23 protein-coding genes and 1 tRNA gene are annotated in these 26090 nt (G+C 43.6%); 16 read left to right on the top strand and 8 right to left on the bottom strand.

Going from position 1 to position 26090, the window contains the following annotated elements; translation table 11 throughout:
* The first annotated feature begins 263 nt into the window (after nt 1-263).
* The 5 genes from CDC33_RS29220 (at nt 264) to CDC33_RS29240 (ending at nt 8037) form a co-directional block, all read left to right on the top strand.
* A complete protein-coding gene (locus CDC33_RS29220) occupies nt 264-1082 on the top strand; it encodes a DUF1194 domain-containing protein (RefSeq protein WP_109011898.1) in 819 nt (272 codons plus the stop codon).
* Nucleotides 1083-1546: 464 nt separating this feature from the next.
* Complete coding sequence (gene atpD, locus CDC33_RS29225) at nt 1547-2995, top strand: F0F1 ATP synthase subunit beta (protein WP_012410748.1); 1449 nt, start codon at nt 1547-1549, stop codon at nt 2993-2995.
* 159 nt (nt 2996-3154) lie between these two features.
* Nucleotides 3155-3568: an ATP synthase F1 subunit epsilon gene (atpC, locus tag CDC33_RS29230; protein ID WP_109011899.1), complete on the top strand. Its 414-nt coding sequence runs from the start codon at nt 3155-3157 to the stop codon at nt 3566-3568.
* A 342-nt stretch (nt 3569-3910) separates the two neighbouring features.
* On the top strand, nt 3911-6025 hold the full coding sequence (locus tag CDC33_RS29235) for an SPFH domain-containing protein (RefSeq protein ID WP_109011900.1): 2115 nt from the start codon (nt 3911-3913) through the stop codon (nt 6023-6025).
* Between the two features lie 53 nt (nt 6026-6078).
* A complete protein-coding gene (locus CDC33_RS29240) occupies nt 6079-8037 on the top strand; it encodes a serine/threonine-protein kinase (protein ID WP_109011901.1) in 1959 nt (652 codons plus the stop codon).
* Between the two features lie 10 nt (nt 8038-8047).
* Here the strand turns inward: CDC33_RS29240 and CDC33_RS29245 are convergent, their stop codons facing one another.
* Nucleotides 8048-8347, bottom strand: a complete 300-nt coding sequence (locus CDC33_RS29245; protein ID WP_069071048.1) for a 30S ribosomal protein PSRP-3 — start codon at nt 8345-8347, stop codon at nt 8048-8050.
* Between the two features lie 224 nt (nt 8348-8571).
* Between CDC33_RS29245 and CDC33_RS29250 the strand changes: the two genes are divergently transcribed.
* From CDC33_RS29250 to CDC33_RS29260, 3 genes are all read left to right on the top strand, one after another.
* Nucleotides 8572-9039 carry a DUF29 domain-containing protein gene (locus CDC33_RS29250; protein ID WP_109011902.1) on the top strand — a complete coding sequence of 156 codons (468 nt, stop codon included), beginning with the start codon at nt 8572-8574 and terminating at the stop codon, nt 9037-9039.
* A 51-nt stretch (nt 9040-9090) separates the two neighbouring features.
* On the top strand, nt 9091-9906 hold the full coding sequence (locus CDC33_RS29255) for a TIGR01548 family HAD-type hydrolase (RefSeq protein WP_109011903.1): 816 nt from the start codon (nt 9091-9093) through the stop codon (nt 9904-9906).
* A 74-nt stretch (nt 9907-9980) separates the two neighbouring features.
* The gene (locus CDC33_RS29260) at nt 9981-11369 is read left to right on the top strand and encodes a cytochrome P450 (RefSeq protein WP_109011904.1); all 1389 of its coding nucleotides are present in this window, start codon (nt 9981-9983) and stop codon (nt 11367-11369) included.
* Nucleotides 11370-11393: 24 nt separating this feature from the next.
* Here CDC33_RS29260 and CDC33_RS29265 read toward each other — a convergent pair whose 3' ends face one another.
* The 4 genes from CDC33_RS29265 to ruvB form a co-directional block, all read right to left on the bottom strand.
* The gene (locus tag CDC33_RS29265; protein WP_219930075.1) at nt 11394-12215 is read right to left on the bottom strand and encodes an FkbM family methyltransferase; all 822 of its coding nucleotides are present in this window, start codon (nt 12213-12215) and stop codon (nt 11394-11396) included.
* 56 nt (nt 12216-12271) lie between these two features.
* Nucleotides 12272-13552: a glycosyltransferase gene (locus tag CDC33_RS29270; protein WP_109011906.1), complete on the bottom strand. Its 1281-nt coding sequence runs from the start codon at nt 13550-13552 to the stop codon at nt 12272-12274.
* Between the two features lie 94 nt (nt 13553-13646).
* Nucleotides 13647-14450: a tetratricopeptide repeat protein gene (locus tag CDC33_RS29275; protein ID WP_109011907.1), complete on the bottom strand. Its 804-nt coding sequence runs from the start codon at nt 14448-14450 to the stop codon at nt 13647-13649.
* Nucleotides 14451-14704: 254 nt separating this feature from the next.
* Entirely contained in the window at nt 14705-15805 is a 1101-nt protein-coding gene (ruvB, locus tag CDC33_RS29285; RefSeq protein ID WP_109011909.1) for a Holliday junction branch migration DNA helicase RuvB, read from the bottom strand.
* 213 nt (nt 15806-16018) lie between these two features.
* Between ruvB and hisF the strand changes: the two genes are divergently transcribed.
* The 3 genes from hisF (at nt 16019) to CDC33_RS29300 (ending at nt 17253) form a co-directional block, all read left to right on the top strand.
* Nucleotides 16019-16792: an imidazole glycerol phosphate synthase subunit HisF gene (hisF, locus tag CDC33_RS29290; protein ID WP_109011910.1), complete on the top strand. Its 774-nt coding sequence runs from the start codon at nt 16019-16021 to the stop codon at nt 16790-16792.
* A 99-nt stretch (nt 16793-16891) separates the two neighbouring features.
* Nucleotides 16892-17086 carry a hypothetical protein gene (locus CDC33_RS29295; RefSeq protein ID WP_012410736.1) on the top strand — a complete coding sequence of 65 codons (195 nt, stop codon included), beginning with the start codon at nt 16892-16894 and terminating at the stop codon, nt 17084-17086.
* A 94-nt stretch (nt 17087-17180) separates the two neighbouring features.
* Nucleotides 17181-17253: transfer RNA gene (locus tag CDC33_RS29300), tRNA-Ala, on the top strand.
* A 49-nt stretch (nt 17254-17302) separates the two neighbouring features.
* On the opposite strand, the gene CDC33_RS29305 is transcribed toward CDC33_RS29300, so the two are convergent.
* On the bottom strand, nt 17303-18301 hold the full coding sequence (locus CDC33_RS29305) for an ATP-binding protein (RefSeq protein WP_181374169.1): 999 nt from the start codon (nt 18299-18301) through the stop codon (nt 17303-17305).
* A gap of 111 nt (nt 18302-18412) precedes the next feature.
* Nucleotides 18413-18823 carry a ribosomal eL19 family protein gene (locus CDC33_RS29310; RefSeq protein WP_219930076.1) on the bottom strand — a complete coding sequence of 137 codons (411 nt, stop codon included), beginning with the start codon at nt 18821-18823 and terminating at the stop codon, nt 18413-18415.
* 80 nt (nt 18824-18903) lie between these two features.
* Between CDC33_RS29310 and CDC33_RS29315 the strand changes: the two genes are divergently transcribed.
* The 5 genes from CDC33_RS29315 (at nt 18904) to CDC33_RS29335 (ending at nt 24071) form a co-directional block, all read left to right on the top strand.
* Complete coding sequence (locus CDC33_RS29315) at nt 18904-19629, top strand: GDSL-type esterase/lipase family protein (protein ID WP_181374170.1); 726 nt, start codon at nt 18904-18906, stop codon at nt 19627-19629.
* Between the two features lie 41 nt (nt 19630-19670).
* The gene (locus CDC33_RS29320) at nt 19671-20105 is read left to right on the top strand and encodes a hypothetical protein (protein WP_109011912.1); all 435 of its coding nucleotides are present in this window, start codon (nt 19671-19673) and stop codon (nt 20103-20105) included.
* A 333-nt stretch (nt 20106-20438) separates the two neighbouring features.
* Nucleotides 20439-22646, top strand: a complete 2208-nt coding sequence (locus CDC33_RS29325; RefSeq protein ID WP_109011913.1) for a cation:proton antiporter — start codon at nt 20439-20441, stop codon at nt 22644-22646.
* 5 nt (nt 22647-22651) lie between these two features.
* Nucleotides 22652-23134 carry a hypothetical protein gene (locus tag CDC33_RS29330; protein ID WP_109011914.1) on the top strand — a complete coding sequence of 161 codons (483 nt, stop codon included), beginning with the start codon at nt 22652-22654 and terminating at the stop codon, nt 23132-23134.
* A 106-nt stretch (nt 23135-23240) separates the two neighbouring features.
* The gene (locus CDC33_RS29335; protein ID WP_109011915.1) at nt 23241-24071 is read left to right on the top strand and encodes an AMIN domain-containing protein; all 831 of its coding nucleotides are present in this window, start codon (nt 23241-23243) and stop codon (nt 24069-24071) included.
* A gap of 91 nt (nt 24072-24162) precedes the next feature.
* On the opposite strand, the gene CDC33_RS29340 is transcribed toward CDC33_RS29335, so the two are convergent.
* A complete protein-coding gene (locus CDC33_RS29340; protein WP_109011916.1) occupies nt 24163-26082 on the bottom strand; it encodes a thiamine pyrophosphate-binding protein in 1920 nt (639 codons plus the stop codon).
* Nucleotides 26083-26090: the final 8 nt, after the last annotated feature.

Below are 26090 nucleotides of genomic sequence, written 5' to 3' on the forward strand. Positions count from 1 at the left end.
TTTGCCACTAATCTAAGTGAATAAGCAAGTGAGGAAAACACAGATAAAACCTCTTTAAATAACTAGAAGACAAAAGCTAAGTTAAAAACTTTAGTTATTTTCACTAGTGCTTATATCTGCGATCGCTGCAAGAGGCTTATTTATAGCTTCTTGTACAGGATGCGTTATGTCAATTATGTCCAAATGCTTGGCAAGCCTAAATATTTTTCTACTCAAGCATTTTTATTATTCACATCTGCTTTTTGGAACTAATAAGGTCAATCATGAAAATTTCTAACTTTGTTCGTGCAACACTCACGGCAGCATCTTGTTGTCTGTCTGTTTTAGCTATTTCAACCAGCGCCCACGCTGCCACTTTGGTTCCCGTTGATTTGGAATTGTCTTTACTTGTTGATGTTTCTGGAAGCGTAGATAATAGCGAGTTCAATCTGCAAAAACAAGGCTATGTTAATGCTTTCTCAAACGCCGACCTTTTTAATAATTTTATCTCTAAAGGAAATCTGGGCAAGATTGCAGTAAACCTGATTTACTGGTCTGGTGTGAACCAGCAGCAAGAAGTTGTAGGGTGGAGTTTGATCGATAGTGTAGCTGCTGCACAGACTTTTGCTAATAATATAGCAGCAACGACGCGTAGCTTCAATGGCAGTACTGCTATTGGTTCTGCACTCAATTTTGCCGCACCTAAATTCTTCAATAATGACTACGATGGTGCACGCCAAGTTATCGATGTGTCTGGTGACGGTGCTACAAACGAAGGTGCTAATACAATAGCTGCCCGCAATGCTGCTCTAGCACTAGGTGTCGATGCGATTAACGGTGTAATTATCGGGAACGAAGTTGGACTTCAAGCCTTCTATCAAAATAATGTAATTGGCGGTACCAATGCCAATGGTGACCCCGCTTTTGTTCTAGCAGCACAGAACTTCCAAGACTTTGGTGCTGCAATTGATAAAAAAATTAAGGCAGAAATCAAGCCAACCTCTGTTCCTGAACCAGCTTCTATAGTAGGCTTGCTAGTTTTTGGTACTATTGGTGCTAGTTCAATACTCAAACGCAATAAGAAATTCCAAGCTGATTGTTAACAGTTAAGCGACAAAGGCTTGCCTTCACTGAAAACTGTTTTTTTGTCCCTGTGTAATATCGGCTGTGTCTGGCGAACAGACACAGCATTTTTATTGTTAGGACTTACGCACACTCTACGAATTCTCGGCGCTCTTGGCGTCTTGGCGGTTCGAGAAATTAAGCTTTTTAGCAATTTTTGCGTAAGTCCTAATTGTGTTGACACGCATAACGCTTGTACCGCTATTTAAGCGGCTTAAAATGAGCTTGGTGAAAAACTAGGGTGTTAATTGGATAAAGAATAAGCATCCGCTTGTCTAGACAAGCTTTTCAGGATGAGGGTTGCAGCTAAAACAGCCAAGCTGCTTTTTAAGGAATTACTAAGGGAGTTATGTCCCCGTCCGGTGCTACAGTGAAAGGTGACATTGCTTATTCTTATGTCTTTTCCGACCGTATCTGAAATATAGCTTCAATCATTAGGCGCAGCATGGTCACAACCGCAGAAAAAACAAACATTGGCTACATTACCCAAATCATTGGCCCAGTTGTAGACGTTAAATTTCCCGGCGGGAAATTGCCACAAATCTACAACGCTTTGAAAATCGTTGGCACCAACGAAAGTGGACAGGAAATCAACATCACCGTTGAAGTACAGCAACTGCTGGGCGACAACCAAGTGCGGACTGTTGCGATGAGTTCCACTGAAGGCTTAGTGCGCGGTTTTGAAGTCACCGATACAGGCGCTCCCATTACCGTGCCAGTTGGTAAAGCCACTTTGGGCCGGATTTTCAACGTCCTTGGCGAACCTGTGGATAACAGGGGGCCTGTAAATGCTGAAGCAAGTTTACCCATCCACCGCTCTGCTCCCAAATTCACCGACCTGGAAACCAAACCTTCGGTGTTTGAAACTGGGATTAAAGTTGTTGACCTTCTGACTCCCTATCGACGCGGCGGTAAGATTGGTCTGTTCGGCGGTGCTGGTGTTGGTAAAACCGTGATCATGATGGAGTTGATCAACAACATCGCTACCCAGCATGGTGGAGTATCGGTATTTGCTGGCGTGGGTGAGCGCACCCGTGAAGGCAATGACCTCTACAACGAAATGATTGAATCTGGGGTTATCAATAACGAGAACCTTAACGAATCAAAAATTGCTCTAGTCTACGGTCAAATGAACGAACCACCCGGAGCGAGAATGCGGGTTGGTCTTTCGGGATTAACAGTAGCAGAGTACTTCCGGGATGTGAACAAACAGGATGTGCTGCTGTTTATTGACAACATCTTCCGATTTGTGCAAGCAGGTTCGGAAGTATCCGCGCTACTGGGACGGATGCCTTCTGCGGTAGGATATCAGCCCACATTAGGAACCGACGTAGGTGAACTGCAAGAGCGGATTACCTCAACAACAGAGGGTTCCATTACCTCCATTCAAGCAGTGTACGTACCTGCGGATGACCTCACTGACCCTGCACCTGCTACCACCTTCGCCCACTTGGACGGAACTACAGTACTATCTCGTGGTTTGGCAGCTAAAGGAATTTATCCCGCAGTTGACCCCCTTGGTTCCACTTCCACCATGCTCCAGCCAAATATTGTAGGTGACGAACACTACAATACTGCCCGCGCGGTGCAATCAACTCTGCAACGTTATAAAGAACTCCAAGACATTATCGCCATTCTCGGTCTAGATGAATTGTCTGAAGAAGACCGTCTAATCGTGGCGCGGGCGCGGAAAGTTGAGCGCTTCTTATCTCAGCCATTCTTTGTAGCAGAAGTATTTACTGGTTCTCCTGGTAAATATGTGAAGTTGGAAGATACCATCAAAGGCTTCCAAAAAATTCTGTCTGGTGAGTTGGATGCTCTGCCAGAACAGGCTTTCTACTTGGTTGGCGATATTAACGAAGCGATCGCTAAAGCTGAAAAAATCAAAGGTTAGTCATTAGTCGTTAGTCATTAGTCATTGGTCATTGGTCATTAGTCATTAGTTCAAGTGCTAATGACTAATGGCAATTACAAATGACAAAGGATAAAAGACATAGACGCCCTTTGGGCGGCTTCCCGTAGGGTAGGACAAAGGACAAAGGACAAAAGACAAATGACATTAACCGTTCGTGTAATTTCCCCAGACAAAACAGTATGGGATGCCCCAGCTGAAGAAGTAGTTTTACCTAGCACCACTGGTCAATTAGGTATCTTAACTGGACACGCACCACTGTTGACCGCCCTTGATACTGGTGTAATGCGAGTTCGCGGCGCTAAAAATCAGAATTGGGAAGCGATCGCCCTTTTGGGTGGTTTTGCCGAAGTCGAAGAAAATGAAGTGACAATTCTGGTTAACGGCGCTGAACGTGGCGACAAAATTAACCTTGATGAAGCCCGTACTGCTTACAATCAAGCAGAAGCGCGTCTAAGTCAAGTGTCAGCAGACGATCGCCAAGCCCAAATTCAAGCAACCCAAGCCTTCAAACGCGCCCGCGCTCGGTTTCAAGCGGCTGGCGGTTTGGTCTAATTTTACTTTCTATTTCAACTTTGTAGTAGGACTTACGCACACTCTACGAATTCTCGGCGCTCTTGGCGTCTTGGCGGTTCGAGAAATTAAGCTTTTTAGCAATTTTTGCGTAAGTCCTATGTAGGTTGGGTAATGTCCAACCTACAAATTATTTATGAACAACTCAGAAGTCAGAAATCAGTATTAATTCTGTATGGGTGCTAAAAGTTTCTCCGTAAATAAATGGAGTATTCTGAATCCTTATTTATTAAATTTAAAAAAATTACGCCAAGTTTAAGAAATCGAGCCAAGCCTTGGTGAAGTGTTAACTTAGCTAATTAGTTGCCCAGATGGGCACAGATTATGAAAAGGTTTTCATCTTTACTTGGTACTCGTAGACAAAATAAGGTAGCTCGCTTTGCAGCATCTGTCGTAGCGACATTAGCGATCGCTGCGCCAACGTCTTTGACGATGGCTGGAAGTATTCACTCTGCCAATGCCACGCCTGTAAAAACAACTACAGCATCAGTCCAGCTAAATCAGACCAAACCAAATATTGCTCAGTTACAAATTAGCAGGACTCAATATCAAGCTGCTGGAATTAATCCTGTTGTAGTGGTTCCAATTCTACTTGTTGGTGGTTTAGTCATATTTGTCCCCCTATTCTTTGGCGGACTTGTAGTAATTGGCGAACGTGAAGTCGGTATTGTAGTTAGGAAATTTACCCTTTCCGGGCGCGGACTCCCCGCCGGAAGTTTGATTGCTCTCAACGGGGAAGCTGGCTTGCAGGCAGATACTTTAGCTCCTGGCTGGCATTGGGGCTATGGGCCTTGGCAGTATTCTGTAAAAAAAGAGCCGGTAATTGTCGTTCCCCAAGGGGAAATCGCTTTGATTGTGGCGGCAGATGGGGCATCCAACCCACCAGAGCGGATTTTGGGTAAAATTGTCAGTTGTGACAACTTCCAAGATGCTCGGAAATTCCTCACGCAAGGTGGAGAAAAAGGGCGACAAATGGGTTTTCTCACCGCCGGGACTTACCGCATCAACACCGCGCTGTTTAAAGTGATTACAGCAGCAAATGCTAGCGCTCATGGCATGAGTCCACAACAGTTGCACATTCATGAAATAGCAGCAGAGAAAGTTGGTATTGTTACTACTTTGGATGGTTCATCGATTGCAGCAGGTGAAATCGCTGGACGCATTATTCCTGGGCATGATAATTTCCAAAATGGTCAAAAATTTATCGATGCTGGGGGGCAACGCGGTTTACAAGAACAGGTATTATTATCAGGTTCGTGGAACCTGAACCCTTGGTTGGTAAATATTGAACAAGTACCGATGACTGAAATCCCTATCGGTTATGTGGGCGTGGTGATTTCTTTCGTAGGCAAAGAACATCAAGATGTGAGCGGAGCAGCTTTCACCCACGGGAATTTGGTAAATCAAGGACATAAAGGCGTTTGGGTTGAGCCGTTGTATCCTGGGAAACACCCGCTCAATACTAAGGTGATGAAAATTGAGCTAGTACCAACAACAAATATTGTCTTAAACTTCACTGAAAGAATCATTGGAAACCACGGTTATGATACCAACTTGCAGGCGCTGAAACTGCTTTCATTTGATGGTTTTAGCTTTAGTTTAGAGATATTCCAAATTATCCATATTGGTGCTTCAGATGCACCGAAAGTGATTTCACGCTTAGGTTCAATGCAAAACGTTATCGATCAGGTTTTGCGTCCAATTGTGGGGAATTATTTCCGCAACTCGGCTCAAGAGTATACTATCTTGGATTTCTTAATTGCCCGAAGTGAGCGCCAAGCTGAAGCCTCCGAATACGTTAAATCTGCCTTGCGTGCTTATGATGTGCAAGCAGTGGATTCATTAATTGGTCTGATTACCCCACCACAAGAATTAATGCATACACTCACAGAACGTAAAATTGCTGAGGAACAACGCAAAACTTACGAAGTTCAGCAGATGGCGCAAACCCAACGGCAGCAACTTGTCCGCGAAACGGCATTGGCTGAGATTCAGCAAGAAATGGTGGAATCAGAGCAGAGTGTACAGATTGCTGACCTGAAAGCCCAAGCCCAAATCAAGCAGGCGAATGGTGAAGCTGAGGGGACAAAACTCAGGGCAATTGCTGAGGCTGAAGGTATTCGGGCCACAGGTAACGCCAAAGCTGAAACCTACCGCGCTGGTGTAGAAGCCTTGGGTTCACAAGGTTATACAGCAATGCAACTAATGCAGATTATAGGCGATCGCAATGTCCGCTTGATTCCAGATGTCTTAGTTGGCAGTAACGGCAGCAATAACGGCTTAGTGGATGGGCTACTATCGATGATTCTATGGAATCAAACTGGTAAGGGTGAATTGACACCAACACCTTTGCATCCACAACCAGTAGTTACCAAAGGACAACCAACTACAGACAATGGTCTTCCACCGATAGTTGTGAATTTTCCTGTAGATAAGTAACATCAGGAATATGAGGTAAGGGCATAACATTGTTCTGCCCTTCCAAAAAACAAATGACAGTATCTTATTGTGGGCATTTTGCCCACCTTGTAGGTAGAGAAATTTTGCTTTTACAAGAACGTTATCGTTTAATCAAGCAGATTGGTAAAGGGGGATTCTCTAAAACCTTCCTCGCTGTAGATGAGGGTGAGTTTCCTCCAATTCCTTGCGTCGTTCAAGAATTATCGCAAGAATATGAGACTTCTATTACTTTTGGGCAAAAGGCGCAACAACTAGAAAAATTAGGGAAGCATCCGCAAATTCCCGCATTACTAAATTATTTTCAGCAAGATGGGCATTTCTATTTAGTGCAGGAGTTTATTGCAGGCACTAATTTAGCTCAAGTGGTTGAGGAAGAAGGCGCTTTTAATGAAACTCAGATTTGGCAACTTTTAGAAGATGTGTTGCCAGTTTTGCAGTTTATGAGCGATGCCTGCGGCGGGCTACGCCTACGCAACATCATCCACCGCGATATTAAACCCCAAAATATCATCCGTAGATCCCCAATTACTAAAAAGGGGAATTTCGTTATAGTCGATTTTACCACTGCGAAAATCGTCACAGAAATTGATCAGCTAACATTTGAAACCAGTATCGGTAGTCCAGAATACGCAGCACCAGAACAAGCAAAGGGAAAAGCCGTTTTTGCTAGTGATTTATATAGCTTGGGTGTAACTTGTATTTACTTACTTACCCAGATTCCTCCCTTTGATTTATATGATATTGCTAACGATCGCTGGGTTTGGCAAGAATATCTTACTACTAAGGTAAGCGATGTCTGGCGACAAGACTCAAAGAGTCTACGCTTGGCGCAAATTCTCGACAAGCTGCTGCAAAAGTCTCTTAACCGCCGCTTTCAATCAGCTGATGAAGTTATGCAAGCAATGGGTATGGAATTTAAAACTCAAAATTTTAAATTACCAAATCCTCCTTGGCGATGCTTACATACATTAACTGGGCATTCTGGGACATTAAGTAGTGTGAATGCCCTTGCCATTAGTCCTGACGGTTACACTTTAGCCAGTGCTAGTGATGACAAAAACATCAAATTGTGGGATTTAAATACTAAAAAAGTCCTAGCTAGCTTATCAGGACATTCCCAAGCTGTAAAATCAGTTGCTTTCAGTCCTGATGGAAAAATTTTGGCAACTGCTAGCGACGATAAAACTATCAAATTGTGGCAGGTTGAGACATTAGAGGAAATCTGCACCCTCTTGGGACACGCACACGCTGTAAAATCAGTTGCTTTTAGTCCAGATGGGCAGATTCTCGCTAGTGGTAGCTGGGATAAGACAATTAAACTCTGGGATGTCAATACAGGCAAAGAAATTTGCACCATAGCTGGACACCAATTACAGGTCAATTCAGTAGCATTTAGTCCCCAAGGACAACTTTTAGCCAGCGCTAGTTATGACAGAACAATTCGCCTGTGGCAGATACCAACAAGAGGTAGGGGAGCAGGGAGCAGGGGGCAGGGGGATATGAATAGTGCTGAGTTAAAAGACCACTCACAAGGGGCAAAGAACATTCCCCTTTTCCCCCAGCCCCATTCCCCCTTGCCTCCTGTTGAAAACCGCCCATGCAGCTTGTTAGGCACCCTTTCGGGTCATGCATGGGCGGTTTTGACAGTCGCTTTTAGTCCCGATGGTCAAATTTTGGCGACGGGTAGTGATGATAACACTATTAAATTGTGGGAGGTAAACACTGGTCAGCTAATTTGCACACTTGTAGGCCATTCTTGGTCTGTGGTGGCTGTGGCTTTTACTGCCGATGGCGAAACACTCCTAAGTGCAAGTTGCGACAAAACAGTTAAACTTTGGAGGGTAAGCACAGCAGAAGAGATTGTTACTCTCTCTGGTCATGTAGACTCAGTATCTGCTGTTGCTGTGAGCAAAGTTACACAATTAATTGCAAGTGGCAGTCGGGACAAGACTATCAAACTGTGGCAGCTTGTAGAACAGGACAATAGCTAATTTTGTAATATCAAGCGCTACCTGTGAAGGCAACTTCTGGAAATTTCAATTGAGCTTCTGCCATTGGACGGTTTCTGCCTTCCTCTTGCCAATAGTTAATCACTTCTGTTGCTTTATTAAGCAACTCGACACGATCCACATCAGTAATCCAATGTTTGGACTCTAATTCCTTTTTTAACTCTTCCCAGGCATCATTTCTGGGCCAAAAAAAGTACTTAGTCAAGGGACTGGTGCCTTTGCCGACAATTTGATCCACTGCAAGAGCAACGTTCTCGTCTAACCACAGAATTTTCAAAATAAACTTGGTCAATCACACCTCCGGGAATTTCCGGGCATTACTGAACTAGGATAGCGATCGCTTATTTTAACGCAATACCCTATCAAATGACCAAACTGTGATTGGATTGGGCTAGCATAAGGTGTAAGTCGGCGCTCACAAAGATCCTTATGACTGAAACAGACCCATGATACAGAGCAAGTAAACTTGTTTATGAGAATTTTGACTTTTGACTTTTGACTTCGGAGTGAAGCGACGTGACTGCTCAAGTGCCCCAATCTCAAACAACATCTGGTTCAGATTTGTACGAGCAAGATTTCTACCTGTGGATTCAAACCACGGCAGAACTGCTCAAGCAAAAGAATTTTACACAACTGGACTTAGACAACTTGATTGAAGAAATTGAAACGATGGGCAGAAGTGAAAAGCGGGCATTGGAGAGCAATCTGGAAGTGTTGCTGATGCATCTGCTCAAATATCAAATTCAAACTCAAAGGCGCTCAAAAAGTTGGCAGTACACAATTTTGGAACACCGCAGGCGAGTCCAAAAAGCACTTCAGGAAAGTCCGAGTTTGAAACCTTACTTTGATCAGGTTTTTGACGAAAGCTATCAAACCGCTAGACGGCTGGCTGTCATTGAAACTGGATTAGATATCGCTATCTTCCCAGAAAAATCTCCCTTTACGCCAGAGCAAGCCCTCGACCCCGATTTTTTACCTGAGTGAGTCATGATCTCACGTTTTATGATGATTTAAAACTCTTTTGCTTCCTACTCCATGACTCAACAAACTTCTGTAAAAGCGATCGTTATTTTCGATATTGATGGTGTTGTGCGCGATGTTAGCGGTTCCTATCGCCGGGCGATCGCAGATACCGTAGAATATTTTACTACCCAAGCATATCGTCCAACCCCACTGGATATTGACCAACTGAAGTCTGAAGGTGTGTGGAATAACGATTGGGAAGCATCGCAGGAATTAATTTACCGCTACTTTGAAACCCAAGGACAGAGCCGAGAACAACTGCAATTAGATTACAGTGCGATCGTTGCTTTTTTTCAATCCCGCTACCGAGGTTCAGACCCAAATAATTTTACAGGGTATATCTGTAATGAACCCTTATTATTACAACCTAGCTATTTAGAGCAACTTACCCAAGCCGGGATTGCTTGGGGATTTTTTAGCGGTGCAACTCGTGCTTCCGCCAACTATGTATTAGAAAAACGCCTGGGCTTGGAATCTCCAGTGTTGATTGCGATGGAAGATGCGCCAGGAAAACCTGATCCTACGGGACTTTTCGCTACAGTTCGTGAATTAGATAATGGAATTGAGCAAAAATTAGCTGTAGTCTATGTGGGAGATACGGTAGCAGATATGTATACCGTCGAGAAAGCGCGGAGTCTAGATTCTGCTCACACTTGGCTTGGTGTAGGGGTTTTACCACCCCATGTGCAGGAAACAGCAGCGCGTAGTGATGCATACAGTGAGACACTAATAGCAGCCGGAGCAGCAGTAGTTTTGCGTAATGTGCAAGAATTGACTCCAAGGCAGATTCAAGAATTGGTAAGTTCATCTGCCCAATCTGTGGTCTAAGATTAATCAAGCTACGGGTGCATAAATGACTGACTGATAACAATTTTGCTTTAATCATTGGGAGATTAATAAAAATGTCTGCACTTAAACTGCCTAACGGCCCTAAAACTCACCCTTGGGTACAGACATATCAGTGGCTGACTAATCCTTTAGAGTATATGGAAGCCTGTGCTAAACGCTATGGTGATATCTTCACTCTTAGGATTGGCCCAGTTTTTACTCCCCAAGTATTCATTAGTAATCCCCAGGCAATTCAGCAGATTTTTACTACAGATCCAAAACAGTTGGACTCTGGTGAACACGCGGGTATTAAATCGCCTTTATTAGGACGGCAATCATTATTAGCTCTAGAAGGTAAGCCTCACCAGCGCCAACGAAAGTTGTTGACACCCCCTTTACATGGAGAAAGAATGCTGGCTTATGGTCAGTTAACCCGTGACATCACTGAGCAAGTGATTAGTCAATGGCAAGTTGGGGAATCCTTTTCAGTTCTGCCATCTATGCAAGAAATCTCCTTAGAGGTGATTTTGAAAGCTGTATTTGGTCTAACAGATGGTCCACGTTATGAAAAACTCAAGGAAGTGCTGCTGAAAATCCTGAATCCACAGCAACCTTTTATTACGGCAATGATGCTTGTTTTCCCATCACTGCAACGAGATTTAGGTTCTTGGAGTCCTTGGGGAAAATTTTTGCGTTTACGAGAGCAAATGGATGAACTCATATATGCTGAGATTCAAGAACGCAAACAGCAACCTGACCCATCTCGGACTGATATCCTATCTTTGATGATGGCAGCTTGTGATGAAGAGGGGCAGTCGATGACTGATGTAGAGTTACGCGATGAGTTAATTACCCTCTTGGTGGCGGGTCACGAAACTACTGCAACTTCTTTAGCATGGGCTTTCTACTGGATTCACCATTTGCCAGAGGTGCGTGCAAAACTACTGCAAGAACTAGATAGCCTGGGCGAAAACCCCGATCCAAATGCTATTTTGCGATTGCCCTATTTGAGTGCTGTTTGTTCGGAAACTCTACGCCTGTATCCAGTGGCAATGTTGGCATTAAATCGCTTGGTTAAATCTTCGTTAGAAGTCATGGGTTATCAGTTAAATCCTGGTACTGTGATAATTCCCTGCATTTATCTGACCCATCATCGAGAAGATTTATATCCCCAGTCGAAGCAATTTAAACCAGAGCGTTTTCTGGAACGGCAATTTACCCCTTTTGAGTATTTACCTTTTGGTGGCGGGAACCGTCGCTGTATTGGCATGGCATTTGCGCTGTTTGAGATGAAGGTGGTTTTGGCAACAGTGCTGTCTCGCTGGCAGATGGAGTTAGCTGATAGCAAACCAGTGCAGCCAGCCCGTAAGGGGGCGCTATTGGGGCCAGGAGGAAGTGTACAGATGATAGTGACCGGGAAGCGTGAGCAAAATCAGGCAGTTCAGGAGACTAGTTTGGTTTAAAGCCAATGATTTATCATCAAGCTGCTAGCGCAAGGCATACAGATTAAAAATCTTAGAACCCTTGAAAATAGGTTCCTGCTCAATTGTAATTTTGCTCAATCCCTGTTCTTTTAGTAAAGTTGTAATTTTTTCAACTCTGCTATCAAAATCATGAACTTCAACGACCACTTGCTTGATTATTTGCCAATGCGGTTCTTCTATGCCTAACAGGACATCTAACTCGCTTTTCTCCACATCCACTTTCAGTAAATCAATCTGCTGAATATTATGATTGCGAACGATATCTGATATAGTTCTTAACTGGCAATTGACTGGTTCTATTTGAAAAGCTTTTTCTAATTTAAAGTCGAGAATAAACGATCTAAGGAATGGAGGAAGCCAACGGAGCCAACGAATAAATGGAGGAGCATCTTTGAGATTTTTCAGGACAGTCCTCTTTAATTGCTCGCGATCCTCCTTTAAGCCTTCTGGGTATGCGTTAGATAAAGGTGTAGCGTTGGGATAGTAAGCAAAGGTCATTATCTTTGCCTCCCTTGAAAGTCCACAGGGAAATACTCTGAGTTTTTCTGGATCAACACGTTGAGCATTAGCGTGCAGCACATCAAAAATAGCTGGGATAGGCTCGAACGCATAAACATTAACATTTTGATTACACAGATGATATACGCAAAGGGTAAATAAACCAATGTTGGCTCCCACATCAAAAACAGTATCATCCTCGTGTAACTCTATCCCATTCCTGAAATATTCCTGGATTTGTTCGTAAAGAGTAAGTACTTCTTCTTCTCGCAAATAAAAGATTTTCATCCCATTGGGAAGTATCGTTTCGCAAGTTAAAGCTGTCATATATAAATCCCCAATGTAATAAAACTAAAGCAACAATTCTCTGAAAAATTCCCGGATCATTTAGCATCAGAAAGTACAGGCTTTCCTGTAGCAACGACTTGTTCCACAATATCAATGGCTCGACTCACACCCCCTGCTTTCTGAATCGCCTCTTGTAACCTAACTGCATTTTTTTTATAAGAATCTTCCGTTAGCACTTTTTGTATAGCGGCTCGCAACCGGGGAACATTCAATCGATTTAGGGGAATCATTTCACCAGCACCAGCCCAAACTAAACGTGCTGCTACACCTGGTTGATCATTGGTAATTGGTATTGCCACCATCGGCACCCCATTACTCAGAGATTCCAAAGTGGTATTCATGCCAGCATGGGTAATGGTGAGAGTAGCTTTTTGCAGCAATTCCAGTTGGGGTGCATAACCAACAACCAAGGGATTTCCGGGTAGCTCTTGCAGAGACTCTGGAGTTGCAGAACCACCTAAAGAAATAACTAATTGAGCATTTAATTCGTTACAAGCTTCGGCAAAAAAGTTGAAAATTCTCAATAGGCGATTTTGTACAGTCCCCATCGAAGCGTAAATTAACGGTTGCCCAGACAACTTTTCAAAGGGGAAAGATACGGGTTCCCTAGTGACTGTGTGATGGTATGGCCCTGTGAAATGGAAACTATTGGGTAAATTCTCCCTTGGAAATTCTAACTCCGCAGGCTGTTGGCTGATCTGAGCTAGTTGAGAGTAAGAGTCGTTGGCACTAAAATGAGGGGGTAACTTCCATTCTCGGCGATATTCATCTATGACCTCCCTGATTGGTCGCCCAACATAGTTTAACAACTCATAACCCACTCTGTTGCGTAACAATGCCCACCATGTTGAACTATAGCTCCAAGAGGTGTTAAAAGGTGGAACGCTGACATCCCGATTAATCATCATGGCGTTGCACACGCTGACAAACGGAATGCCTAAGAATTCTGCAATTGTTCCTCCTTCGGGTGAAACCTGGTCTACTAGTAGCGCCTCTACTCCAGCTTCTTTAAGGGCTTGTGGAGCTTCCCTAAGAAACATAGCCGCCATCTTCTCTATCCAAGCGATCGTATACCGTAATGCAGCTAATCCACTAAGTTTTCCTAGTTGGGCAAACAACTGCGCCATCACTCCACGGGGAAACTCAGACTCGCCAATTGCCCAAAATTCCAATCCAGCTGCTAGTGTCTTAGATTGAGCGTCAAGTATACCGAATAGGGTGACGCGATGACCACGTTTTTTAAGTTCATGCCCTAGCGTGGTCATGGGGTTGAGATGACCAGTTGCTGCCGGACAGATCAGTCCAAAATGAGTCATAATTTCTGCTTCTGGTTAACTACAATGATGTATACCAGAAAACAGGTAGATAAGCATAGGCAAAGTAAAAAAAAATTTGCTGACTTAGAAGTGCCTACTTGATTTTCAAGAATTTATCTAAAGCCACCACCATACTTGGCGGCCAACGGCGGATATTTTTTACCCAGTCGATATCTTTATAGCGGCTATCAAGTCCATAAGCTGCTACCCAGTTGCTTTCGGCTTCACCTTGTTCTCCATTTACCCAATATGCAGCTGTGAGGGCGGCACGCACATCAGCAAATTTGGAGTATTTACGGGCGATATTTCGCATTTCACGGATTGCTTGCTCTTTTTGACCTGTTTCATAAAGAGCGAGGGCATAGTTAGCACGGGCGAAGGCAAAATTTGGGGCTATCTCATTAGATTTTTTGTAGTCTGCGATCGCATCTTCCCATTTTCCTAAACCTGTTTTGGCATTTCCGCGATTGTTATATGCCATCGCATCATTAGGATCGAGTTCTAAGACATGATTATAATCTGCGATCGCCGAATCCCATTTTCCCATTCCTTCCAACGCCGCACCCCTGTTCAAATAAGGATCGGTGACATTTGGCGCTAGTTCTATAGCTTTGTTATAATCTGCGATCGCTTCTTGTAACTTATTCTGACTCACCCGCGAATTTCCCCGGTTACTCCAGGCCCCTGCATTTGTGGGAAATTGCTCAATAATCTTTGTCCAATAAGTTTCAGCCGTCGCAAAGTCACCTTGATTCGTTGCTGCAAACGCTTGATTTGCCCACTCATCGCCTTGTTTTAACTGTTCTTGAGTAATGGGCGGTTGAGATTGTGCCATAACTGGAGTACCCCAGCCAAACACAAGTAACAGACTGAGAACAATACCAATCAACTTAATCATCTAGGTTTACCTGTTTATCTTAAAGATGGGGCATGGGGCATGGGGCATAGGGCATGGGGCATGGGGCATGGGGCACTTGTACTCAGCGTTGCCGAAGTATTGGGGACAGGAGTAGAGAAAAGACTCATTCACGAGTATCAAAGACTCATTCACGAGTATCAAAGACTCATTCACGAGTATCAAAGACTCATTCACGAGTATCAAAGACTCATTCCAATGCCCAATGCCCAATGCCCAATGCCCAATGCCCATAATTACAATAATGACAACTGTTCATTAGGCGGCGTGAACCCCAAATGCTTGTATGCTGCCTTTGTCGCCATCCTGCCGCGATGAGTCCGAGTTAAATACCCAATCTGCATAAGGTAAGGTTCGTACACCTCTTCAATTGTTTGAGTATCTTCACCCGTCGCTGCTGCCATTGTTTCTAACCCCACTGGGCCGCCGTTAAATTGTTCAATTATTACACTCAGCATCTGGCGGTCTGTCCAATCTAAACCGCAAGGATCTACTTGAAATAGTTGCAATGCCTCAGATGCAATGCTTTCATTAATCTCACCAGATATTTTTACTTCCGCATAATCACGGACTCGTTTGAGTAATCTATTAGCAATCCGTGGTGTACCGCGTGAACGACGGGCAATTTCTGTAGCACCATCTTCTGTAATAGGGGTTTTGAGTAATTGAGCGGTTCGCAGTACAATTTGAGTCAGTTCGTCAACTTCGTAAAATCGCAGTTTTTGAATTAAACCGAAGCGATCGCGCAGTGGTGAAGTTAAAGCACCCACACGAGTTGTAGCTCCTACTAAGGTAAACTTTGATAGCGGCAAACTTCTAATCCGAGCGCTGGAACCCTTACCAATAGTAATATCTAAGCGATAATCTTCCATCGCGGGATAGAGAATTTCCTCCGTCATCCGTGAGAGGCGATGAATTTCATCCACAAATAAAATATCACCTGGTTTCATATTCACCAGTAGCCCGACAATATCCCGTGGACGTTCTAGGGCTGGCGCACTAGTAATTTTGTAATTTACCCCCATTTCCGATGCTAAAATCATTGCCATTGTGGTTTTGCCCAATCCCGGCGGCCCATACAACAGCAAATGATCCAGCACCTCACCACGAGACTTGGCTGCTTTGATGGCAATATCTAGCACATCCTTTAAATCTTTTTGCCCAATATAATCAGCAAATCGGTGTGGTCGAATACCCTCTTCCTGCTGTTCTTGTTCATCAATAGCAGCTTCAGGCTTCAAAATATTTTCTGTGGATGGTGCTTTCACCGACTCTCGAAGCTGCTTTGGTTCTCCGTTGGGTTCTGGAGGCTGTTTTTTCGAGGAGATTATCGCCATAATTCAGCTATCTACTTTTAAGGGACTAGGGAGTGGGGAGTGGGGAGTGGGGGAGCAGGGGAGGCAGGGGAGGCAGGGGGAGAAAGAAGAACCAATGCCCCATGCCCCATGCCCAATGCCCCATACCCAATACGTGAAAATTTTAGTTTGAGAATACCCGCGCCAATTTAAAATTTAAATTCCGGTCAATTACCCAGAAGTACAAAAGTTATTATGTTATCTAAAAGAATCTTACCGTGCTTAGATGTGAAGGCGGGACGGGTTGTAAAAGGAGTTAACTTTGTAAATCTCCAAGATGCAGGCGATCCGGTAGAGCTGGCCAAGGTTTACAACGAAGCCGGTGCTGATGAGTTAGTATTTCTGGATATTACAGCTACTCATGAAGACCGAGCTACTATTTTAGATGTGGTCTACCGAACTGCTGAACAGGTCTTTATTCCATTGACTGTGGGTGGTGGCATTCAATCCTTAGAAAATGTTAAAGCTTTGTTACGAGCAGGCGCAGATAAGGTTAGTATTAATTCTGCGGCGGTGCGTGATCCAGACTTGATTAATCGGGCAAGCGATCGCTTTGGTAATCAGTGCATAGTTGTTGCAATTGATGCCAGACGCAGAAATAACCCGGAAAATCCAGGTTGGGATGTGTATGTGCGGGGTGGCAGGGAAAATACAGGCTTAGATGCTCTACTGTGGGCACAAGATGTTGAAAAACGGGGGGCCGGTGAACTGCTAGTAACAAGTATGGATGCTGATGGAACCCAAGCCGGGTATGACATTGAGATCACACGGGCAATTGCCAATGCTGTAGAAATTCCAGTCATTGCTTCAGGTGGTGCAGGTAATTGTGAACATATCTACACAGCCCTAACCCAAGGCAAAGCTGAAGCAGCATTACTCGCATCCCTGTTACATTACGGACAATTAAGCGTAGCAGAAATCAAAAATTACTTGCGCGATCGCAATGTGCCAGTAAGAACATTCTCCTAATCCATCATTTACTGTTTAATGACATCCATCTAAGGTTAGACACACTTCCCTGAAACGGTGTTAATATTATTTTACAAGTATTAACAAATATTAAAAAATATGTTGCTTCCTATTTTACTTTTTGATGTCGCCCTAGTGGCGTGGTCACTACACTTAATGGAAAAAGCCTACGAGAGTAAAGAATTTTCTCTGATGTTGGCTGGTACATTAGTTGCTCTGGCTGCTGCTGCCATGTTAGTAGTTTACTTTTTGATGGGGCACTGTATGACCTATTTGTTGCAAGTATCGTTGTGAGTGTCCAGTGGTTGAGGAGATATTAAAAATTTATTTTTCACAAAAAGCTTGACAAAGTACCAATAATCAAGCCATTATGTATAATGGATTTTAAGGGGTTATAGCGCAGTTGGTAGCGCACCTCAATGGCATTGAGGGGGTCAGCGGTTCGAATCCGCTTAGCTCCATTCTTCACACCCTAACCTTCTCTATTAACTGAGAGGGTTATGAAAGTTTTCAGAAGGTTTTAAATGCTTGTTTACTTAGCCAGTCTCGAAAGTTGGAATGATAGAGACTGTAATGGGTTTCTGAGGCGATTTTTTGTTGTTGTAAGAACTCTAGCCAATTTTCTAGCACTTCTTCGACTTCATACTCATCAGTATCAATGATTTGTGCGATCGCTGCGGCAGTCTGCGCTAAAGCTTCCACTGATATTGCTTTTTGCTGCTGTATTAAGACATTTAACACATCTGTGCTATGTTCCGTGTCTTGTTCGGGTGGAAACATTTTGTGTAAATGCTGCTGATAATATGCTTCTAAACCAGGCGGGAGTTGATTGGACTCGAAAGATTCCGGGTAGAAATTGTCTGCGATCGCATCTATGATCTGGCTAACATACATAAAATTATCTTCGCTCAAAGTGGTGAGGCGATCGCTAAATTCTTGCTCATTAATCTGGTGATTACTCAGCCAAGATTTAAGATTTGACCTCTCCCCCAACCCCTCCCCTTGTAGCGGAGGGGAGTAATCTTGTCCCCCCCTTCCCTCATAGGGAAGGGGGGTTAGGGGGGTTAGGTAATTTTGAATATAAGTTTGAATATCCCGCCGATTTTCTTCTGAATAATCTGCTAAATCAAGACTTTGTGACGGCGTTTCAATTAATAAACCCGACTTCTCGCGCAAGAAAGGTCTACGAGTGAGGAGGAAATAGACTTTATCCGGGAGATAGCGGGGGAGATAAAACAGATTTGTACTGGGTGGTTGGCTGTTGCGGTCAATGCAATTCAACGCATCAATGGCAATTATCAGTTTTTGATGAGGTTCTAACTCATCGCTGATTTGCTGGAGAAGACTAGAGAAAAACCAACTTCCCTCTGTGGCGTTATCTGGGAGAGAGGTGTAATTAAGCGAGTATTGATTAATGAGTTGCGTGCAGATATTGATGAGAAATTCGTCAGCACGATTTTTACCCTCAAGTTCGGCATTGTAATAAATAACTTGAGGATTGTTTGTCACATATTTGGCGAGAATGGCACTTTTACCGCTACCGGGTGCGCCAATGATGGTGAAGTAACCGTGACGATGGCGGTGGAGAAAGTTATTAATTGAATTGTTTTAAAGTTCTAACTACAGTTTCATTGCGTTGAGCTTGATTAATAATAAGAGAAGCCGCAGGTTGACCTTCTGAGGCTCAACTTTCACCCTCAGAGGCTCAACGTTGACCTTCTGAGGCTCAACTTTCACCCTCAGAGGCTCGATGTTGACCTTCTGAGGCTCAACTTTCACCCTCAGAGGCTCAACGTTGACCTTCTGAGGCTCAACTTTGACCTTCAGAGGCTCGACGTTGACCTTCTGAGGCTCAACCTTCACCCTCAGAGGCTCGACGTTGACCTTCCGAGGCTCAACTTTCACCCTCAGAGGCTCGACGTTGACCTTCTGAGGCTCAACCTTCACCCTCAGAGGCTCAACCTTCACCCTCAGAGGCTCAACTGCGGCAAATATTAACTTTGCAACCATATCAACAAGTAGAAACCCCATATATGCTTGGACATTAAAGATAGCCATCTATGGTATAGAAATGTATAGAATCTTGTAAAGATATAAAATATAGTTGTTAAATGCACACATTTGTAGCTTCTTCCTCAATGCAGCTGTCTGTACCACCAAATCACGTTCAGCCCATGAAGATTGTCGCACTGGGGGACAGCTTAATTTATGGATTCGGCGACCCAGAAAAAGGAGGCTGGATTGAGCAACTACGGCGATGGTGGATGTTGCCAGATAGTGCGGGTCATGTTCTTTATAATTTAGGGGTAAGAGGCGATCGCACGCAACAAGTAGCCCAAAGGCTAGAAGTAGAGTTCCGCCACCGGGGTGAACTGCGAAATCGTGTCCCCGATTTGATTATATTATCAGTAGGCGTGAATGACTCAGCGCGGTTGGCGCGTCCCAATGGCCGAAGTTACACAGATTTTGCATTGTTTGAAAAGGAAATTGCAACTCTTTTAGATTTAGCACAGCAACTATGTCCTGTGTTATTCGTCGGCATGGTGCCAGTGGATGAAGCCAAGATGCCATTTTTAGATTGTTTTTACTATAATCATACCGATCAGTACCGCTACAAAGAAGCAACTCGCATTGCTTGTACTAAACGGCAGATTCCCTATTTAGATATTTTTGAGCAATGGATGGAACGCGGTGAAAATTGGCGGCTTAAACGCTTGAGTGAAGATGGTCTACATCCTAATACACTAGGTTATCAAGCTTTGCTAGAAGATGTGATCAATTGGGATGCTATAGCAACTTACCATTCTAAATTCGATTACCAGCTTGAGCGATCATAACTTTTGTACAGACGCGATTAATCGCGTCTCTCCTAACTTCTATGACACCAACTTTATTTGGTCGTTGGCAAACTCGATTATTATTACTTGCAACGGTGGGCGTACTTGTGTCTTTGCCCTTTGCAACGGGTTTGATTGGTTCTAGTGCTAACTCGGTTTATTTTTTGATACTTGGTTATGTCGCCGTCTTTGGCTTAGGTTGGGATGTGCTTTATAACTATCTCCAAAAATTTCGATGGGATAGAGATTGGCCAGCAGCCTATCAACTCTTAGCTGGTATATGGGAATTAGTATTTATGTTCTGTGGAGTCAAACTATTTGGCTTTTTACCAATATCTTTACCTAAAGAAGAACTACCGTTAGCAGTTTTTTTATTGCACTATACCGTCGTGTGGCTAGCAGTTTTTATTAGTTCACAAAGCCTGATGCGAATTATCTTTCCCCGTTGGCGTTTTCGGGGTGGTGAGTGGTTATAATATCGTGTCCGCTTGTTATACCAATTCTGTATGAAGCTGCGCTAAAGCATATTTAAGTATAAGGAAGAAAAACGAACCGCATTCGCGCAGCGTCTCGTTAGAGAAGTGGCTTCCCGCGCATCACCATTGATTGCCTTTATGTTGCAAGGTACAAGCTATGAAAAATATTCCGCTTAAGCAAATTTAAATCTTAGATTAATTACTTAGTAATTGACAAAAATTGACATTACAACAAAGCATAAATTAACCTTAGCTGTATCTAACAAGCTTGACATTTCCCGGTCTTTTAAAGAATTATCTTAGGGAAACCAGATAGTTAATTTTGAAGAAACCATGCATATAGTTATTCTCGTTCTGGTTGAAGTGCTGATTATTATCGGGCTTTCACGCCTAGTAGGGCTAGGATTCCGTTCTATTAAGCAACCACTCGTAATTGGTGAGATTGTCGCCGGGATTATGCTTGGCCCATCTTTATTTGGTTTAGTTGCTCCCGATATAGCAGTTTCCTTGTTTCCACCAGAAACTATTCCTTTTCTAAATGTTTTGTCTCAGGTGGGACTAATATTTTTCATGTTTCTGATTGGGCTAGAACTAAATCCCAAATACCTCAGTGGACAATTAGAAGTAGCTGTTTTAACTTCTCATGTCAGCATTTTAGTGCCGTTTTCTTTAGGAACATTGCTAGCGGTGCTACTTTATCCCCTAGTTTCCGATGCAAGTGTATCCTTCACTGCCTTCGCCTTATTTTTGGGGGCGGCGATGTCGATTACGGCCTTTCCGGTGTTGGCGCGAATCATTACTGAAAACAATTTACAAGGAACGCGTTTAGGAACCTTGGCGTTAACTTGTGCAGCAGTGGATGATGTGACAGCTTGGTGTCTATTAGCAGTAGCGATCGCAGTTGCGCGAACTGGTGACTTTGGTGGTGCGATACCCACAATTATGGCCAGCATAGTTTACATCGGCTTGATGTTGACGGCGGGACGTTGGTTCCTCCAACGCCTTGCCAAACACTACCTCCGTGCAGGACGCCTTAGCCAATTGCTGCTAGCTGGGATTTATATGGGCGTAGTTGCGTCGGCATTAATCACTGAACTAATTGGTATTCATTTAATTTTTGGGGCATTTTTACTGGGAGCAGCCATGCCCAAAAATGAAGATTTAGTGCGGGAATTGGCAATAAAAACCGAAGATTTTGTTTTGATATTCTTGCTACCAATATTTTTTGCCTACAGTGGCTTAAAGACACAGATTGGTTTACTCAACCGTCCAGAATTGTGGCTTTTGTGTGCGTTAGTTTTAGGAGTGGCGATCGCAGGCAAATATGTTGGCACTTATGTAGCGGCCCGTGTCAGTGGCATTAGTAAACGGGAAGCCTCAGCCCTTGGTTGGTTAATGAACACTCGCGGTTTAACCGAACTGATAGTACTAAATATTGGTCTAGAGTTAAAAGTAATTTCCCCCTTAATATTTACCATGCTAGTAATTATGGCATTGGTAACTACATTCATGACCTCGCCACTGCTGGAATGGACATATCCGAAAAAGCTGATCAGGTTAGATGTTGTGGAACCGGATACAGAAGCAGAAACAGGTATAGAAACCTTTGCTGAAGGTAAAACTTCCCCTCATCCTTTCCGAATTTTAGTACCAGTAGCTAATCCAACTACCCAAAAAGGTTTAGTACAGTTGGCAGTAGCGTTGGCGCAGCCCGCCGTAGGTATCGCTCTTAATTACCGATATCCTGCTATTGTTAACCCTCTTAGCCTGATTGAATTTGAAGAAGACTATGCCTTTGAAAGTACCCCAGTTGAAGCAGATCGATTAATCGCCCAGCGCCGCCAGCAGCTACAAGAATTAATTAATACTCTTGAACCGCCAGAAACTCGTTCTTGTGTGCATCCTATCGTTCGCATATCCAGCAACGTTGCCCGCGAAACAGCACAGATTGCCACATCAGAACAAGCTGATTTAATTCTCGTCGGCTGGCATCGCCCAGCTTTTAGTAGTAATCGTTTAGGTGGAAGAGTCGGACAAATGCTTACCACTGCCCCAGTGGATGTAGCAGTGTTTGTGGATAAAGGTAAAGAGCAATTAGAAAGTTTATTAGTACCTTATTCAGCTAATATCCATGATGATTTAGCACTAATCCTAGCTTTGAGACTGCTAATCAATCGTGATTGTATGTTGCAGATATTACAGATAGTAGCAAATCATGCCAAGGAAGAATCGAGTTACGAACTGCACACGATGATGGAACAATTGCCCAGCAGTGTACGCGATCGCATTGAAATCAAAATTATCGAAGCCTCAGAACCAATCCAAGCCGTAATTCAAGCCTCAGAAGGTGTAGACCTAACTATTGCTGGTACCAGCCGCGCTTGGGGTATCGAGCGCCAAACGTTGGGAAGATATACAGATCAACTAGCTATCCAATGTCGTTCCTCCTTGCTAATAACCCGCCGCTATAGCCAAGTTACCGCTCACCTTGCCTCTATGCTTCCTGAAGTTAGTAGTCAAGAGCCAACATTAAGGAGTTGAAATTCATGAATCATTTCAACTTCAAATCTTTAACTTTTTACGGAGTAACAATAATTTCAGTGCTACTGTTGTTTAAAACTGTCACTGCTTACGGAGAAAACAATCTCAAGGCTCCTCCTGCAATTAACGGTCGGTATCGTCTTACCCTGTCAGAGAATTTGCCTAACTGTGAAAAATCGGATACTCTAACTTTAAACATTCAGCAGTCGGGTATTTACTTAAATGCCTCTGTATTATCGGCAAACGCTAACGCCGATATTAACGAAAAGCACTCTCTAGCAGGCATCTTCCGAAATCAACAGTTAAATTTATCTGGAAAAGTTGGTAAATCAATCCTTTGTAATATTCCTCGCCCCCAAAATGATCCTCTAAACTCAGTCACAATTCAAATGCAACTTGTGGATAAAAGTAATATGACAGGTCAATTAACCGTAAATGGTATTCCACAACCTCTAAAATTTACTGCTGTGCCCCAAAAAGCCAATTAATTGGGAGTAGGTACAAACGCGATTCATCGCATTTGTAGAGACGCGATTCATCGCATCTACGGGATTGTCAGCGCATTGTATAGGTTTTATGGAGCAGATAAAAAGAATGGATCAGGGACTAAAGACTAGGCAATTTTGCCAATGGTATAAGCAGCTATTTAGCATCAGTTTATTAGGCTTTTGTGCAGCGATCGCCCTTGGAACTTGCACTACTGCTGCGACACCAGTGGCAAAGCTAGAAAATTGGCGTTTTTCCTCCAAGACACAGCAACTCGAAATCACCCTCTCAGCAGGCACAACCCCCCGTTATTTCTACCTAGCTCAACCATCTCGGCTTGTTGTAGATTTACCGAATACTAAGTTGGGCAAAATTATTACACAACAAAATTATTCTGGAGCAATCAAAAGCATTCGCGTTTCTCAACTGAATGCAAATGACACACGCATTGTCTTAGATTTAGCACCAGGGACTGTTTTAAATCCTAAACAGATACAACTGCAACCTGTTTCTCGAAAAAACCCCACTCGCTGGGTATTACGTCCGGTTATTTCTGGTAAAACTACTGCCGTAAAACCAGGAAAGTCCGCACCTTCAGCCAAGAAACAACCTCAAACACTTCAAAAACCACCTAGTAACCCACCCGTAACTACTAATCTACAACTGCCCTTACTCACAGTTCCCTCTCCATCCAATGAACTGCCCTCAACAATTACTACTAACTCAGGACAGCCTTTTGTCACCGTACCTCCTTTAAATCCAAATATATCCTCTCAACAACCTGCTTCGATTCTTCCCCCTCCTTCTTTCCCAAATCAACCCAATAATTTAAATAACATTCCTCCTTTGGGAATATCAGAATTTCCAGTTCCAACAATCCCCAATGCTTCCAATCCCCAAATCATTGAGTTTGGTCAACCTTTACCCAAAACTAAATAAAAATAGGGAATTGGGCATGGGGCATTGGGCATGGGGCATGGGAAATCGAACCAATGCCCCATTTACTATACGCTATGCCCTAATAAATGAATTATTTTTTTCCAACTAACTCCTTTACCTTGTTGATGATGCCGACTGGATCGATACCTTGATATGGGTACTGTTCCCACAAACCGCCGCAACCTTCTTTATGAGTTCCAAGATGGGCATATTTGGGAGTCAACCCCCGCTCTAGTAGCCAGGAACCGAAACGGCTGCCTAAGCCAGTGCGACGGTTGAAGGGTTCTACTACAAGCACAAAAGGAGCATTACCAACTTTGGTAATCATTTCTTCATCAATGGTGTTTAAAGTTGGTTTGTTAATTAAACCAACGTCCAGTCCTTCTTGTTTCAGACGTTCTACAGCATCAACGGCACGGTAGAGAGCATCGCCAAAACTGATAATGTAGCCTTGCGTCCCTTCTCGTATAACCTCATCTTTACCAGGAACAAATTTGTAGCCACTTCCAAAGAAGTCATTGCCGTTGCTGTCCTGAATATTGGGCACTTTGGAACGGGTAGAGAAAATAAACCGCAGTCCAGGGTCAAAAAACACAGCTTCTACACAAGCTGTCATTTGATTATTATCTGCCGGGAAGTACAACTGTGTTGGGTAGCCATCATCCAAACCATTGTCGGCAAACATATTGTTCAAACCAAAGTGGCAGCTGTTATCTGCCATGTCATCTATACCCGCATGGGAAAAATGACACAGAACATTGGAATAGTTTAGCCGTGCCATCGTAATTTCTGAGATACACATTTCTAAGAAGGCGCTGAAGGTCGCAAAAATACCTTGCTTACCCTCGTCCATCCCGAATCCAGCCGCAGCAGAGAAGTTGCTCCGTTCCATGATGCCGGAGGAAATAAATATTTCTGGGTATGTTTCATGAATTTTCTTTAAACCGCAGGAGCCTTCTAAGTCGCTATCAATGACCTTGACTTTTTCTTTACGCTCCGCCTCACTCAGGCGACTGAGGACACCTACCACGGCTTCCCCAAACACACTACGGTTAGCGCCCCATTTGTCACTGGAACCCAGAAACGTATATGTTTGTTTGGGTTTCTCAATACTTTTAAGGTATTCAACAGCCGCAGTTTGTCCGCGAGATTTTAGATACTTAAGTGCTAAATCTACAGAAATGACATCATGGCCATGAATGGAGCCTTCTAAACCTTCAATACCAGGACACATCGGGCGTTTATTGATAATAGCGATCGCTCCGGGAGTATTCACAGCTTCGCTCAGGCGACGGTATAAATCGTCTAAGTCTTCCCCGTCTCCCTGAAGTACTTTTAACCCATGCCCTTCTAAGGTTTTGGCGACACTAAAACCTGGTAAATATTTAGAAGGATGTCCAGCGATCGTTACATCATTGTCATCAATAATCAGCTTGACATTCAGATGTTGAGCAACAGCCAAGCGAGCAGCTTCGGCATCATTGCCTTCTTGCTGCGATCCATCAGAACCGAGACAGAAAACAGCCTTGCCTGGATTCGCCATTGCCACACCATTGATGTAAGGCCAAATATGGCCCAAGCGCCCAGAACTAAATTTCACACCAGGAGTTAGTTTTAGTTCCGGGTGTCCCGGTAAATTGGAATGTGCTTGCCGATAACGTAAAAGTTGCTCGGCAGGTAAATCACCATGTAATGTTGCCATCAGATATTGGGTGGCGACTCGATGTCCTGCCTCATCAAAGAAAATCGGTACAAATTGCTCCGATGCTCCCCGGAAAAAGGCATCGAGAATCATTACCTCTGGCACTGTATCATAAGGCCCACCAGTATGACCACCCACTCCGCTAGCAGCGCCAGTCGCTGTAAAAAAGACGATCGCATCTCGGCAGAGTTGAATATTCGCTTTTAGAGTTTCTCGCTCTTCAGTTGTAAGGCTGGAATTTGCGGGATTGAGCGCTAAAGGTTTGTAAGCACCGAGATCAATTGGAAATTGGGTATTCATAATAGTCATGGTTTATT

The organism is Nostoc commune NIES-4072 (assembly GCF_003113895.1).
Lineage (GTDB): Bacteria > Cyanobacteriota > Cyanobacteriia > Cyanobacteriales > Nostocaceae > Nostoc > Nostoc commune.